14 protein-coding genes and 2 rRNA genes are annotated in these 13403 nt (G+C 71.7%); 6 read left to right on the plus strand and 10 right to left on the minus strand.

The features are described 5' to 3' along the window. Window positions 1–1350: FtsX-like permease family protein (locus tag GKQ77_RS16705; RefSeq protein ID WP_258021440.1), on the plus strand; the 1350-nt coding region annotated here is incomplete at its 5' end. 100 nt (window positions 1351–1450) lie between these two features. Here the strand turns inward: GKQ77_RS16705 and GKQ77_RS16710 are convergent. The 3 genes from GKQ77_RS16710 to GKQ77_RS16720 are packed head-to-tail and all read right to left on the minus strand — an operon-like array spanning window position 1451 to window position 3556. Next, complete coding sequence (locus GKQ77_RS16710; protein ID WP_219689571.1) at window positions 1451–2356, minus strand: NAD kinase; 906 nt, start codon at window positions 2354–2356, stop codon at window positions 1451–1453. A gap of 11 nt (window positions 2357–2367) precedes the next feature. Next, complete coding sequence (locus GKQ77_RS16715; protein ID WP_219689572.1) at window positions 2368–3183, minus strand: TlyA family RNA methyltransferase; 816 nt, start codon at window positions 3181–3183, stop codon at window positions 2368–2370. Window positions 3184–3190: 7 nt separating this feature from the next. Next, window positions 3191–3556, minus strand: a complete 366-nt coding sequence (locus GKQ77_RS16720) for a hypothetical protein (protein ID WP_258021442.1) — start codon at window positions 3554–3556, stop codon at window positions 3191–3193. A 42-nt stretch (window positions 3557–3598) separates the two neighbouring features. Between GKQ77_RS16720 and GKQ77_RS16725 the strand changes: the two genes are divergently transcribed. Further along, complete coding sequence (locus GKQ77_RS16725) at window positions 3599–3946, plus strand: alkyl sulfatase C-terminal domain-containing protein (protein ID WP_219689573.1); 348 nt, start codon at window positions 3599–3601, stop codon at window positions 3944–3946. Here GKQ77_RS16725 and GKQ77_RS16730 read toward each other — a convergent pair. Genes GKQ77_RS16730 through GKQ77_RS16740 form a run of 3 tightly spaced genes read right to left on the minus strand, consistent with a single transcriptional unit; the run spans window position 3930 to window position 6876 of the window. Continuing rightward, window positions 3930–4811, minus strand: coding sequence for an ABC transporter ATP-binding protein (locus GKQ77_RS16730; RefSeq protein ID WP_219689574.1), 882 nt, complete (start codon window positions 4809–4811; stop codon window positions 3930–3932). The genes GKQ77_RS16725 and GKQ77_RS16730 overlap by 17 nt on opposite strands. Further along, a complete protein-coding gene (locus GKQ77_RS16735; protein ID WP_219689575.1) occupies window positions 4808–5836 on the minus strand; it encodes a FecCD family ABC transporter permease in 1029 nt (342 codons plus the stop codon). Before GKQ77_RS16735 ends, GKQ77_RS16730 begins: the two co-directional genes overlap by 4 nt. Then, window positions 5833–6876, minus strand: a complete 1044-nt coding sequence (locus GKQ77_RS16740; RefSeq protein WP_219689576.1) for a FecCD family ABC transporter permease — start codon at window positions 6874–6876, stop codon at window positions 5833–5835. Before GKQ77_RS16740 ends, GKQ77_RS16735 begins: the two co-directional genes overlap by 4 nt. Before the next feature lie 75 nt (window positions 6877–6951). Here GKQ77_RS16740 and GKQ77_RS16745 point away from each other — a divergent pair, with 75 nt between their 5' ends. Then, on the plus strand, window positions 6952–7995 hold the full coding sequence (locus GKQ77_RS16745) for an ABC transporter substrate-binding protein (RefSeq protein ID WP_219689577.1): 1044 nt from the start codon (window positions 6952–6954) through the stop codon (window positions 7993–7995). Beyond that, window positions 7992–8825 (plus strand): siderophore-interacting protein, encoded by an 834-nt coding sequence (locus GKQ77_RS16750; RefSeq protein ID WP_219689578.1) that lies wholly within the window; start codon window positions 7992–7994, stop codon window positions 8823–8825. The genes GKQ77_RS16745 and GKQ77_RS16750 overlap by 4 nt, the downstream gene beginning before the upstream one ends. A 104-nt stretch (window positions 8826–8929) precedes the next feature. Here GKQ77_RS16750 and GKQ77_RS16755 read toward each other — a convergent pair whose 3' ends face one another. Further along, entirely contained in the window at window positions 8930–9982 is a 1053-nt protein-coding gene (locus GKQ77_RS16755) for an HAD hydrolase-like protein (protein WP_258021443.1), read from the minus strand. Between the two features lie 72 nt (window positions 9983–10054). Here GKQ77_RS16755 and GKQ77_RS16760 point away from each other — a divergent pair, with 72 nt between their 5' ends. Further along, window positions 10055–11338 carry a DUF1015 domain-containing protein gene (locus tag GKQ77_RS16760; protein WP_219689580.1) on the plus strand — a complete coding sequence of 428 codons (1284 nt, stop codon included), beginning with the start codon at window positions 10055–10057 and terminating at the stop codon, window positions 11336–11338. A 97-nt stretch (window positions 11339–11435) separates the two neighbouring features. Here the strand turns inward: GKQ77_RS16760 and GKQ77_RS16765 are convergent, their stop codons facing one another. Further along, complete coding sequence (locus tag GKQ77_RS16765) at window positions 11436–12188, minus strand: tetratricopeptide repeat protein (RefSeq protein ID WP_219689583.1); 753 nt, start codon at window positions 12186–12188, stop codon at window positions 11436–11438. Here GKQ77_RS16765 and GKQ77_RS16770 point away from each other — a divergent pair. Then, window positions 12159–12935, plus strand: a complete 777-nt coding sequence (locus tag GKQ77_RS16770; protein WP_219689584.1) for a hypothetical protein — start codon at window positions 12159–12161, stop codon at window positions 12933–12935. The genes GKQ77_RS16765 and GKQ77_RS16770 overlap by 30 nt on opposite strands. 119 nt (window positions 12936–13054) lie before the next feature. Here GKQ77_RS16770 and rrf read toward each other — a convergent pair. Together rrf and GKQ77_RS16780 are read right to left on the minus strand one after the other, a co-directional pair. Next, window positions 13055–13171, minus strand: a 5S ribosomal RNA gene (gene rrf, locus GKQ77_RS16775). A 138-nt stretch (window positions 13172–13309) separates the two neighbouring features. Continuing rightward, window positions 13310–13403 (minus strand): 23S ribosomal RNA (locus GKQ77_RS16780); the annotation flags it as partial.

Raw genomic sequence — 13403 nt, forward strand, 5'->3', positions numbered from 1 at the left:
GGACTGGCACAGGCGGCGCTGCGCGCGCACCGCCCGGCATTCATGGGCACCGCGGTGGCCGCGCTCTTCGCGGCCACCGTGGTGAGCGCGTCGACGATGATGCTCGGCACGACGAGCACCGAAAGCACCGCGGGGCTCTCCGCGTCGGCCCGTCGGCAGATCAGGGAGAACGGCGTCGGGGACATGGCGCTCGTCCTGTTGATCGGATCTATCTACATGTCGATATTCGTGGTCGTCTCGACCATGGGCACCGCCGTGGCGCAGCAGCACCGGGAGCTGGCGATGGTGCGTGCCATCGGCGCCAAGCCCCGCCAGATCCGCCGCGCGGTGGCCCTCCAGGCCCTCACCGCCTCCGTCCCTGCCGCCCTCGTCGGCTTCCTCCTCGGCGGTCTCGGCGCCCGCTGGTGGCACGCGGGCATGGTCTCCCACGGCCTGCTGCCCGCCGAGGCCGACTTCCGCTTCAGCTGGGTCGCGCTGCCGGTCTGCGTGGGCGTCGCCGTGGTGACGACGACGCTCGCCGCCTTCTTCTCGGCACTGCGCTTCTCCCTGCTGCGCCCGGCCCGCGCGCTCTCCGAGGCGGCGACCGGACGCAAGGGGCTCGGCATGCTGCGGGCGCCGCTCGGCGTGATCGCGGTCGCCGGGGCGTGCTTCGTCTCCGTGCTCCTCTCGGAGCAGCCCGCGGCCGAGGCGAGCGAGGGCGCCTTCCTCGTCCTCATCATGTTCTGCGTCGGCGCGGGGCTGCTCGGCCCGCGCCTGATCGGCCCGGCGGCCTGGCTGGTCTCGGCGCTGATCGGCCGCGTCGGCCCGAGCGCGCGGCTCGCGATGCTCAACGTCCGCTCGCAGCCCCGCCGCTTCTCCGCCGCGGTCGTCCCCCTCGTACTCGTCGTGGGCTTCGGCCTCACCAAGATCGGCATGCATACGACGGCCCAGCACCACACCGGCTCGGCGGGCAGCACCGGCGAGGTCTGGCTCGACTACGTGGGCACCGGGCTCTACGCGGGGTTCGCCGCGATCGCCGCTGCCAACACCCTCGCCATGATCTCCTTCGAGCGCCGCCGCGATGTGGCCCTGCTGCGGGTGGTGGGCAGCCAGCGCGCCCAGGTGCGGGCCATGGCGGCCTGGGAGGCGGTGGTCGTCGCCGGGACCGCGCTGCTGCTCGGCACCGCGATCGCGCTCGGCACGCTGGCCCCCATCCTCAGCACGGCCTTCGGCACCGCCCTGCCCCACCTGCCGTGGCCCGTACCGACCGGCGTCGCCACAGGCACGCTGCTCCTGACCCTGCTCGCCACCGGCCTCCCGGTCCGCGCGGTCATGCGCAGGCGCGCGATCGCGGTGGTCGGCGCAACGTAAACGGCCGGTCGCCCCGTCAGGGGCGCGGGGAACTGCGCGCCCAGTCACGACGCTCCCGCAGGTAGGCACCTGCGGCGAGGGACCCGCACCCCTCGGGAGGCTAGTGCGGCGCCCCCCGCCACCCGGACACCGGCAGCGCGAACTTGGCGACGAGGCGGTCGGTGAACGAGGCGTGGTGCAGCCGGGCGAGCCGCACCGGCACCGCGCCACGGCGGACCTCCACCCGCGCTCCCGAGGGCAGTTCGACGGTCCGCCGTCCGTCGCACCACAGCACCCCGTGCGGCGTGTGCGGCTGGACCTCGACGGCGAGCACCGAGTCCGGCGAGGTCACCAGCGGCTTGGCGAACAGGGCGTGCGCGCTGATCGGCACCATGAGCAGCGCCTCCACCTCGGGCCACACCACGGGCCCGCCCGCCGAGAACGCGTACGCCGTCGAACCGGTCGGTGTCGCGCAGACGATGCCGTCGCAGCCGAAGCCGGTGACCGGCCGCCCGTCGATCTCCAGAATGACCTCGAGCATCCGCTCGGGCGACACCTTCTGTACGGCGGCCTCGTTCAGCGCCCAGTCGCGGTGCACGATGTCGCCGTTGCGGTGCACGATGACGTCGATCGTCATCCGCTCCTCGACCTCGTACTCCTTGGTGACCACCCGGTCGACGACCTTGTCGAGGTCGTCGCGCTCGGCCTCCGCGAGGAAGCCCACGCGCCCGAGGTTCACGCCGAGCATGGGCACCCCGGAGGCCCGCGCGAAGTCGGCGCCCCGCAGCAGCGTCCCGTCGCCGCCGAGGACGACGATCAGCTCACAGTCGTCGATGCAGTCGGCGGTGGCCTCCCTGACCGTCTCGACCGCGGAGGGCAGCGGCAGGTCGGCGGCCTCGGCCTCCAGGACCCGTACGCCGATGCCGTTGCGCAGCAGCCCCTGGACGACGAGTTCGGCGCTGCGGATGGCCGCGGGCCGTCCGGTGTGCGCGAGCAGGAAGACGGTACGCGCATCGCTCTGGGTCACTCGGGTCTGGGTCAACGGGGCCCCTCCGCCACGGCACGGTCAACGTCCGCCGGGTCCAGCTCGTCGGCCCCGGCGCGCAGCCACAGAAAGTACTCGACATTCCCCGAGGGCCCCGGCAGCGGGCTCGCGGTCACCCCGCGCACCCCGAGACCGAGCCCCCACGCCTGACGTGCGACGCCGCGCACGGCGTCGGCCCGCAGCTCGGCGCTGCGCACGACACCGCCGCTGCCGAGCCGCTCCTTGCCGACCTCGAACTGCGGCTTGACCATGAGCACCAGGTCCGCGTCGGGGGCCGCGCACCGCACGAGGGCGGGCAGCACCAGGCCGAGCGGGATGAAGGAGAGGTCGCCGACGACGATGTCGACGGGCACGCCGTCGATCGCCTCCAGCGTCAACTCCCGTACGTTCGTACGGTCCTTCACGGTGACCCGGTCGTCGCTCTGCAGCGACCACGCGAGCTGGCCGTAGCCGACGTCGACGGCGACGACGTGCGCGGCGCCGGAGCGCAGCAGCACATCCGTGAAGCCGCCGGTGGACGCGCCCGCGTCCAGTGCGCGCCGCCCCTCGACGACAAGCCCCTCCGGCATGAACGCGGCGAGCGCGCCCGCGAGCTTGTGGCCGCCGCGCGAGACGTAGTCGGGGTCGCTCTCGTCCTGCGAGACCACGATCGGGGCGGCCGTCTCCACCTGTGTCGCGGCCTTGGTCGCGACGGTCTTGCCGACCGCGACCCGGCCGGCCGCGATCAGCTGGCTCGCGTGCTCGCGCGAGCGCGCGAGCTTCCTGCGCACCAGCTCGGCGTCGAGGCGGCGTCGTGCCACTCCTGCCACGTTCGGTTCAGCTCCTGTTGTCGTACGAGGATGAAGTCGCCGGCGTCCCGGAGGGCACCGGCGGGCCGGGGCGTTCGTCGAGCGCGGTCAGCGCGTCGCGCAGGCCCCGGTGTACATCCTCGTACACCTCGATGTGGCCGTCCGTGGCGAGGTGGTCCGCGTCGCCGAGCCGCGCCAGCCGCGAGTCCACGTCGGCGTTGCCGGTGGGCGTGCGCTCGACGCCGAGGGGCGCGGGGGCGGCGGGGTCGTACGACGGTTCGTCCACCGCGTACGACGGCTCGTCGGCCACGTACGACGGCTCCTCCGGAACCTGAAATTCCGGCTCCGGCTCCGCCGCCGCTCCCTCTTCGAGGCCCGCGTGAGAGTCGCTCATGGCACGACGCTACCCCGAAGCGCTGCGGTACCGTCGATCACGATGGCGACCATGGCGGAGTGCCGCACGGCACTCGACAGACTCTCGGACAATCTCGCGTCCGCCGACGGCGACGTGCGGGGCGCCGCTGCCCTGAACCGCTCGCTGAGCTGCCGCGTCACCGACCTCGACGTCACCTTCACCGGCCGTCTCGAAAACGGCCGGATCACGGTGCTCGACACCCAGCCCGGCCCGCCGCGCGAGAAGGCCGAGATCCGCCTCGCGATGACCGGCGACGACCTGGTCGCGATGGTGGCCGGCGAGCTGGACTTCGCCCGGGCCTGGACCTCCGGCCGGGTCAGGCTGGAGGCGGGCTTCCGGGATCTGCTGAAGCTCAGGTCGCTGCTTTAGCCAGGGTCCTGCGCCCGGCACGCGCCGCGGGGATCACCAGCGGCGTCCCGCTCTCCGGGTCGTCGATGATCTGGCACTGAATCCCGAACGTCTGCTCGACCAGCTCCGCCGTGACGATCTCGGCGGGCGCGCCCTCGGCGATCACCGCGCCGTCGCGCAGGGCGATGAGGTGCGTGGCGTAGCGCGCGGCGTGGTTCAGGTCGTGCAGGACGGCGACGAGGGTGCGGCCCTGCTTTTCGTGGAGTTCGGCGCACAGGTCGAGGACGTCGAGCTGGTGCTGGATGTCGAGGAACGTCGTCGGCTCGTCGAGCAGCAGCAGCGGGGTCTGCTGGGCGAGCGCCATCGCGATCCACACGCGCTGGCGCTGGCCGCCGGAGAGTTCGTCGACATAGCGATCGGCGAGTTCGCGTACACCCGTCGACTCCATCGACTCGTCGACGATCCGCTCGTCCTCGGCCGACCACTGCCGAAGGAGGCCCTGGTGGGGGTAGCGGCCGCGGGCGACCAGGTCGCCGACGGTGATGCCGTCGGGCGCGATGGACGACTGCGGCAGCAGGCCGAGCGTCTTGGCGACCTTCTTCGCGGGCATCGACTGGATGACGTTGCCGTCGAGCAGCACGCGACCGGCGGTCGGCTTGAGCATGCGGGACAGCGCGCGCAGGAGCGTGGACTTGCCGCAGGCGTTGGGCCCCACGATCACGGTGAAGGAGTTGTCGGGGATCTCGACGGACAGCTTCTCGGCGATGACGCGCTGGTCGTAGCCGAGGGTGACGTCGTCGGCGATGAGCCGGTTCACAGCAGCACGCTCCTGGTCGTGAGGGGTGACGAGTTCCTGGCGGGGCTTCTCGGCGGGCACCGGCGTCATATCCGTCCCGCCTTGCGCTGGGTGACGAGCAGCCACAGCAGATAGACACCGCCGAGCACACCGGTGACGACGCCGACCGGCAGCTGGTCCGCGCCGAAGGCCCGCTGCGAGGCGAGGTCCGCGACGATCAGCAGGGCGGCGCCCATGAACATCGCCGGCATGAGGTTGGGCCCCGGCGAGCGGGTGAGGCGCCGGGCGAGCTGCGGCGCGGTGAGCGCGACGAAGCTGACGGGGCCCGCGGCGGCGGTGGCGGCCGCGGTGAGCAGCACGGAGGCGAGGAGCAGCACGGCGCGGGTACGTTCGACGCGTACGCCGAGCGCGTTCGCGACATCGTCGCCCATCTCCAGCATCCGCAGCGGACGCCCGTACACGAGGACGAGCGGGACGAGGACGGCGCAGAGCACGAGCAGCGGCCAGACCTGCTCCCAGTCGCGGCCGTTGAGGGAGCCGGTCATCCAGACCACGGCCCGGGCGGCGTCGACGAAGTCCGCCTTGGTGAGCAGATAGCTGTTGACGGCCGTGATGAAGGCGGAGACGCCGATGCCGACGAGGACGAGCCGGTAGCCGTGCACACCGCGCTTCCAGGCGAGCAGATAGATCGCGGCACCGGTCACGAGCCCCCCGACGAGCGCGCCGCCCGCGACCTCGACCGCGCTGCCCTGGAAGAGGACGATCATGGTGAGTGCCCCGGCGGTCGAACCCTGGCCGAGGCCGAGCACGTCCGGGCTGCCCAGCGGATTGCGGGCGATGGACTGGAAGAGCGCGCCGCCCAGACCGAGCGCCGCGCCCACCAGGAGCCCGACGAGGACCCGCGGCAGCCGCAGGTCGTTGATGATGAACTCCTGCCCGGCGTCGCCCTCGCCGAGCAGCGTGCGGACGACGTCGGCGGCCGGGATCTCGAAGTCGCCGGTGCCGATCAGGACGACGCTCGCGGCGAGCGCGGCGACCAGGAGCAGGGTGACGACCGCGGTCGTGCGGACGTCGAGCCGGAAGGAGAGGCCGGCCCGGGTACGTATCGCCTTCACAGCTGGGCCAACTTCCGCCGTCGTACGAGAAAGATGAAGACGGGCGCGCCGATGACCGCGGTCACGATGCCCACTTGCAGCTCCGAGGGGCGCGCCACGACGCGTCCGACGACGTCCGCGCCGAGCAGCAGGACCGGCGAGAGGACGGCCGCGTACGGCAGGATCCAGCGCATGTCGGGCCCGGTGAAGGAGCGCACGATGTGCGGCACCATCAGGCCGACGAACACGATCGGCCCGCAGGCGGCGGTCGCGGCCCCGCACAGCAGGGTCGCCGCGGCCATCGACAGCGCGCGCGTACGCGTGAGATGGGCGCCGAGCGCGCGGGCGGTGTCGTCGCCCATGGCCATGGCGTTCAGCGGCCGGGCGAGGCCGAGCGCGAGCACGATGCCGACCGCGAGGAAGGGCAGCACCTGCTGGATGGTGTCCATGCTGGCGGAGGCGAGCGAACCGACCGTCCAGAACCGCATCTTGTTGAGCGCGGCCCCGTCCGTGATCATGACGGCCTGCACATAGCCGTAGAGCGCCGCGCTGATCGCGGTGCCGGCGAGCGCGAGCCGCACCGGCGTCGCGCCCCGCGCACCGCCCAGGATGTAGAGCAGTACGCCGACGAGCGCCGCCCCGAAGAAGGCGAACCACACATAGCCGCTCAGGGAGGTGACGCCGAAGAAGCTGAACGCGCTCACGACGGCGGCCGAGGCACCGAGGTTGATGCCGAGCAGACCCGGGTCGGCCAGCGGGTTGCGGGTGAGCGCCTGAAGGACCGCGCCGGAGAGGCCGAGCGCGATCCCGGCGAGCAGTCCGAGCAGGGTGCGTGAGAGCCGCTCCCCGACCACGACATCGGCGTACGTCCCGGAGTCGTGGAACAGCCCGTGCCAGACCTGGTCCATGGAGAGCGATTTGGCGCCGACCGCGATGCTCGCGAGGAAGACGAGCAGGAGGACGGCGACCGAGACGAGCAGCCCGATGCCGCGTATCGCGCGGCGTTCGGGAGGCGCGGGAGCGGTCTCCGCGCGGGGTTCTGGGGGACTGTCGACCAACACCAGGTTAGGTTAGCCTACCCTCGCAGCGGCCCAAGCCCTGCCTTCGCACTGTCCTTCGACGAGAGAAGCGCCACCATGCCCGCACCGCGTCGCTCCCCCACGCGTGCCCCCAACCGCCGGGACATACTCCTTGCGGGCGGCGGCCTCGGCCTCGGGGCCCTGCTCACCGCGTGCGGCGGCGACAGCGACGCCGCCACCACGAGCGGCAAGGGCGACAAGGGCGACAAGCCCTGGAGCTTCAAGGACGACCGCGGCAAGACCGTCACCACGGAGAAGCACCCGAAGAACATCGTCGCCTTCGTCAGCACGGCGGCCGCCCTGCACGACTACGGCATCGAGTGCAAGGGCATCTTCGGCCCCTCCAAGCCCGTGAACGGCAAGCCGAGCCCGCAGTCGGGCGACCTCGACCTCTCCAAGCTGACCAGTCTCGGCAACGAGTGGGGCCAGTTCAACATCGAGAAGTACGCGGCTCTCAGCCCCGACCTCCTCATCAGCAACATGTTCCCGCCGCCCAACCTCTGGTTCATCCCCGAGGAGAGCGGCAAGAAGATCGCCTCGCTCGCCCCCACCGTCGGCATCAACGGCGCCCGCGTCTCCCTGCGCGAACCCCTCAAGCGCTACACCGAACTCGCCGCCTCCCTCGGCGCCGACCTGGAGTCCGAGAAGGTGCGGGCGGCCAAGGCCCGCTTCCAGAGGGCCGAACGGACCCTGCGCAAGGCCGCCGAGGCCAACCGCGGCCTCAAGGTCATGGCGACGACGGGCGACGCCGACCAGATGTACGTCGCCGTCCCCGACGCCTACTGCGACCTCCACTACTTCAAGGACCTCGGCATCGAGTTCGTCGAGGGCAAGAAGAGCGACGAGTGGGGCTTCTGGGAGTTCCTCAGCTGGGAGAACGCCGACAAGTACCACGCCGACCTGATCATGCTCGACAACCGCACGACCGCACTGCCCCCCGAAGAGCTGGCGAAGAAACCCACCTGGGCCGAGCTCCCCGCCGTCAAGGCCGGCCAGACCGTCCCCTGGTCGATGGAGGAGCGCTACAGCTACGCCGGCTACGCCCCTGTCATTGAGCGGCTCGCCGCCGCCGTCGAGAAGTCGAAGAGGCTCAAGCGATGACCGATTCCCCCTACCGGTACTTCGACGTCGAGGTCCTGCGCACCGAGCACCTCACCCCCGCCATGATCCGCGTGACCTTCGGCGGCGCCGACCTCGCGCGGATGGCGTCGGGCGGCCGGGACCAGCGCGTCAAGATCTTCCTGCCGCACCCGGGCCAGGACGCCCCGGTCATGCCGGACACCACCACCGGCGACACCGCCGACTGGTACGCGGCATGGTGCGGTCTCGACCCGTCGGTGCGCGGCATCATGCGCACGTACACGACCCGCGAACTGCGCCGCGACCCCGACGAACTCGTCATCGACTTCGCCGTCCACTGCCCGCGGCCCTCGCCCGCCGACGGCCCCGCCACCAGCTGGGCGCGGACCGCCCGGCCCGGCGCCCGCATCGGCGTGCTCGCCCCGGTCGAGGAGGAGAACTCCGCGTACGACTTCCGGCCGCCGCAGGACACCGACTGGCTGCTCCTGACCGCCGACGAGTCGGCGCTCCCTGCCGTCGCGGGCATCCTGGAAACGCTGCCGCCCGCCCTGCCGACGCGCGTCTGGATCGAGGTCCACGACCTGGCCGACCGCCAGCCCCTGCCCACCAAGGCCGACGCCGAGATCCACTGGCTCACGCGGGAAGGCGCCACCACGGACGCGATCCGCGCGGCGGACCTCCCCGAGGGCACGCCGTACGCCTGGATCGCGGGCGAGTCCGCGACCGTCAAGGCCATCCGCCGCCACCTCGTCAACGACCGCGCCTTCGACCGCAAGCGGGTGTCGTTCTCCGGCTACTGGCGCAAGAACACCACCACGGACGAACTGATAGACCGCGGCGAGAACCCGTGAACACCCCGTACGGGATACCCCTCACCGCTCACTGACCGACGACGCCCCGCACCAGCGGGGACATACGCGAGAACCCCGAGCCCCGCTCGGGGCCCCCGCCCTGCCTACAGCCCGAGCCGCGCGAGCGCCTTGCCCGCGTCCAGCGCGCAACTGCCGGCGCCCGCGTCCGTCCACGCCGCCGCGCACAGCGCCCGCAGGCCGTCCATGGGCTCGCCCTCGCCGTCCAGCGCCAGCTCGTCACCGCGCACCGACGCAGTCCAGCCGCCGCACCCGAAGCCGCCCTCCACCGGGGCGACTTCGGGCTGCCCCGCGAGCATGCCCCGCAGATCCGCGTCCACATACGTCGGCCGGTGCTCCGGCCGCGCCGCGAGCAGCTGCGCGCCGTCCGTGACGCCCGTCAGCACCAGCAGCGAGTCCACCTCGCCGTGGAACGCGCCCTCGATATCCGTGTCGAGACGGTCCCCCACGACCAACGGCCGCTCGGCGCCCGTCCGCAGAATCGTCTCCCGGTGCATCGGCGGCAGCGGCTTGCCCGCCACCCTCGGCTCGGCGCCCGTCGCGATGCGGACGACCTCGACGGCCGCGCCATTGCCCGGCGCGATGCCCCGCGCACCCGGAATCGTCAGGTCCGTGTTGGACGCGAACCACGGCACACCCCGCGCGATCGCGTAACAGGCCTCGGCGAAACGCCCCCACGCCAGATCCGGCCCGCCATACCCCTGCACGACCGCCACCGGATCGTCGTCGGCCGACTCGACCGGCTCAAGCCCCCGCTCCCGCAGCGCGACCCGCAGACCCTCACCGCCGATCACCAACACCCGTGCCCCCGCGGGCACTTCCTCGCTCACCAGGCGGGCGACGGCCTGCGCCGAGGTGATGACGTCCGACGCCCCGGTCGCGATCCCCAGCTCCGTCAGATGCTCCGCCACCGCGTCCGGCGTCCGCAGCGCGTTGTTCGTCACGTACGCGAGGTGCATCCCGCCCTCGCGCGCCGTCCCCAGCGATTCGACGGCGTGCGCGATGGCGTGACCGCCCGCGTACACCACCCCGTCCAGATCGAGAAGCGCCGTGTCATACGCCTCGCTCAGCGCCCGGCTGCTGCCATCGGGCCGCGTCCTGACGCCCTCGCCCGCCCCGTGAACTGCGGTCTGGCTCATTACACATCGCTCCTCGCTCGATCCCACTCCCCCGATCATCGCTTATGCCACTGACACACATACGATGCCCCAATGAACACAGCGGGTCACACGGACGCAGCCGGCCTCGACCTGATCCCGTTCCGGGGCGTGCGCTACGTCCCCGAACAGATCGGCAGTCTTGCCGCGGTGACGTCACCTCCGTACGACGTGGTCGTACGCCCCGACGGCCTGCTCCACCTGGAGTCCGCCGACCCGCACAACATCGTCCGTCTGATCCTGCCGCAGGCGACCACCCCGGCCGCCCGCAACCAACAGGCCGCCGACACCCTGCACACCTGGCTCAGCGAAGGCATCCTCGCGCCCGACGACAAGCCGAGCCTGTACGTCTACGAACAGCAGGACAGCGAGATCATCCAGCGCGGCCTCATCGGCGCGCTCCGCCTCTCCGAAGCCCACGACGGCATCGTCCTGCCCCACGAGGGCGTCATGCCGCACGTCGTCGAGGACCGCGCGGCCCTGATGCGGGCGACCGCCGCCAACCTCGAACCGCTCCTGCTGACCTACCGCACGGACAGCGAGGCCGAAGCCACCGGAGCGACGGCCCTCATAGAACGCACGGCCGAGCGCGAACCGCTCCTCTCGACGACCACCGAGGACGGCTTCCACCACCGCCTGTGGTCCGTCACGGACCCCGCGGAGATCGCCGAGATCCAGTCAGATCTCGCCGCCCACCAGGCACTGATCGCCGACGGCCACCACCGCTGGGCGACGAACCTGCGGCTGCGCGCCGAACACCCCTCGCCGAGCGCGTGGGACTACGGCCTCGTACTCCTGGTGGACACCGCCCGCTACCCCCTGCGCGTCCGCGCCATCCACCGCTACCTCCACCGGCTGCCGGTCTCCGACGCGCTCGCCGCCCTCGGCGGCTCCTTCCGCGTACGCACCGTCGAGGGCCCCCTAGACCAGGCGCTCGACGCCCTCGCCGAGGCCGCCACCAAGGGCAACGCCTTCGTCCTCGCGGGCGACGGCGCCTTCCACCTCATCGACCACCCCTCGCCCGACCTCCTCGCGGACACGATCCCCGGCGACCGCCCCGAGGCCTGGCGCACCCTGGACGCGACGGTCCTGCACGCCACCCTGCTCGACCACGTCTGGCGGATCCCGGACGCCCCGGAACACATCGCGTACATCCACGACACGGCGGCGACGGTCGAGAAGGCCGAGCGCGACGGCGGCACGGCCGTCCTGATGCATCCGGTACGCGAAGAGGTAGTCCGCGACCTGGCCCGCCAGGGCGTCACGATGCCCCGCAAGTCGACATCGTTCGGCCCCAAGCCCGCCACCGGCCTGGTCCTGCGCGCTCTCGCCTTCTGACCAACGGCCCCCTCTCGGGCATACGAAAACGGGCGGGACCCCCCTAAGGGAATCCCGCCCGTTTTCACTGCCCCGTCCGGCTGACTACCCGGAGTCTTTACTCCTCGTCGTCCGCCGACGCGTCCGGAGCGGTCTCCGGGGCCGCCGTGGGAGCCTCGTCGGCCTCGTCGTCACCGAGGGCGTCGACGAACTCGACGCCTTCCAGCTCGGCGAGGCGGTCCGACGCGTCGGTGCTGCCGTCCTTGTCGGACTCGACGACCTTCGCGAACCACTCCCGCGCCTCGTCCTCGCGACCGGCCGCAAGCAGCGCGTCGGCGTACGCGTAGCGCAGGCGCGCGGTCCAGGGCTGCGCGGAGTTCGAGGCCAGCTCGGGGCTCTGCAGGGTGACGATGGCCGCGTCGATCTGGTCCATGTCACGGCGGGCCCCGGCGGCGACGAGCCGCATCTCGACCTGCCCCGCCTTGTCGAGCTTGTGCACCTCGGGCGCACCGGCCATGTCCAGCGCCTTCTCGGGCCGGCCGAGGCCGCGCTCGCAGTCCGCCATGACGGGCCACAGCTCGACGCTGCCGGTCATCCGCCGCGCGGCCCGGAACTCGGCGAGCGCCTCGCTGTACTTCTGGTTCGCGTACGCGGCGAAACCCGCCGCCTCACGCACGGCGGCGACCCTGGAGGCAAGCCGCAGAGCGATCTTCGAGTAGGCGTACGCCTGCTCGGGGTCCTCGTCGATGAGCTTGGCGACCATCACCAGGTTCTTGGCGACGTCCTCGGCGAGCCCCTTCGGAAGGCTCTGCAGCTCCTGCTGTACGTCCTTGTCGATCTCGTGCCCGGTGACGTCCTCCGGGATGGGCAGCCGCCTGATGGGCTCGCGGTCACGGTCCCGGTCGTCACGCCCACCGCGGTACCCACCGCGGTCGCCGTCACGGTCGTCCCTCCCACGGAAGCCACCGGGGCGCCCGCCGCCCCGGCTGTCGTCCCGACGCGGCCCACGGGGGCCACGGTCGTCGCGCCCGCGGTCATCGCGTCCACGGAAGCCGCCGCCACCGCGGTTGTCGCCCCCACGGTTGTCGTCACGCCCACGGAAGCCACCACGGTCGTCCCGACGGTCATCACGCCGCTCATCGCGACGGGGCGCGCTGGACCGGTCATCGCGACGGAACCCGCCACGATCGCCACCACGGTCATTGTCGCGACGGTCATCACGCCGGTCGTCCCGACGGTCGTCACGGCGGAAGGCGGGCCGGTCGCCGTCACGGCGGAACCCACGGTCGCGGTCCGACGGGCGATCGTCACGACGGGGGCCACTCGGCCGGTCGTCGCGGCGAGGTCCACCAGTGGGGCGGTCATCGCGACGGAAGGGCGGACGCGCCCCACGATCCCGGTCACCTTCACGGCGATCGTCGCGGCGGTCATCGCGCCCGCGATAGCCGCCACCGCGGTTGTCGCCCCCACGGTTGTCGTCCCGGCGGTCGTCGCGCCGGAAGCCGCCGCGGTCGTTGTCCCGCCGTGGAGCCCCGCGGTATCCGCCCCGGTCGCCACCGTCCCGGCCGCGCTGGTCGCGCCCCGGTCGCTCGTCGGGAGAGTTGGTGGACATGGGTGACTCCTAGTCTTCGGTACCGCAGTCATTCTCGCGCAGCCGGGGTGCCGGCGCGCTTCGACAAAAACAAAAGGACCCCTGGTCCCAGCGTGAACGCTGGGACCAGGGGTCCTCCAAAGTTTGTTCGGCGGCGTCCTACTCTCCCACAGGGTCCCCCCTGCAGTACCATCGGCGCTTTGAGGCTTAGCTTCCGGGTTCGGAATGTAACCGGGCGTTTCCCTCACGCTATGACCACCGAAACCCTATGAAATATCCCGCTGTAGAGCAGGATCTCAAACAGGGCAGCGAACAAGCACACTTTTCAATTTGATAGTGACGCTGTTCAGCCGACACAACTGTTCGTTGTTTCAGAACCAACACAGTGGACGCGAGCAACTGAGGACAAGCCCTCGGCCTATTAGTACCAGTCACCTCCACCCGTTACCGGGCTTCCAGATCTGGCCTATCAACCCAGTCGTCTACTGGGAGCCT

Source organism: Streptomyces anatolicus (assembly GCF_019400875.1).
Lineage (GTDB): Bacteria > Actinomycetota > Actinomycetes > Streptomycetales > Streptomycetaceae > Streptomyces > Streptomyces anatolicus.

What these genes read in the sequence shown, in the direction of transcription:
- GKQ77_RS16750 (WP_219689578.1), top strand. Translation starts at nt 7,992, where the DNA reads ATGACCGATTCCCCCTACCGGTACTTCGACGTCGAGGTCCTGCGCACC.
- GKQ77_RS16760 (WP_219689580.1), top strand. Translation starts at nt 10,055, where the DNA reads ATGAACACAGCGGGTCACACGGACGCAGCCGGCCTCGACCTGATCCCG.
- GKQ77_RS16730 (WP_219689574.1), bottom strand. Translation starts at nt 4,811, where the DNA reads ATGACGCCGGTGCCCGCCGAGAAGCCCCGCCAGGAACTCGTCACCCCT.
- GKQ77_RS16720 (WP_258021442.1), bottom strand. Translation starts at nt 3,556, where the DNA reads ATGAGCGACTCTCACGCGGGCCTCGAAGAGGGAGCGGCGGCGGAGCCG.
- GKQ77_RS16755 (WP_258021443.1), bottom strand. Translation starts at nt 9,982, where the DNA reads ATGAGCCAGACCGCAGTTCACGGGGCGGGCGAGGGCGTCAGGACGCGG.
- GKQ77_RS16725 (WP_219689573.1), top strand. Translation starts at nt 3,599, where the DNA reads ATGGCGACCATGGCGGAGTGCCGCACGGCACTCGACAGACTCTCGGAC.
- GKQ77_RS16745 (WP_219689577.1), top strand. Translation starts at nt 6,952, where the DNA reads ATGCCCGCACCGCGTCGCTCCCCCACGCGTGCCCCCAACCGCCGGGAC.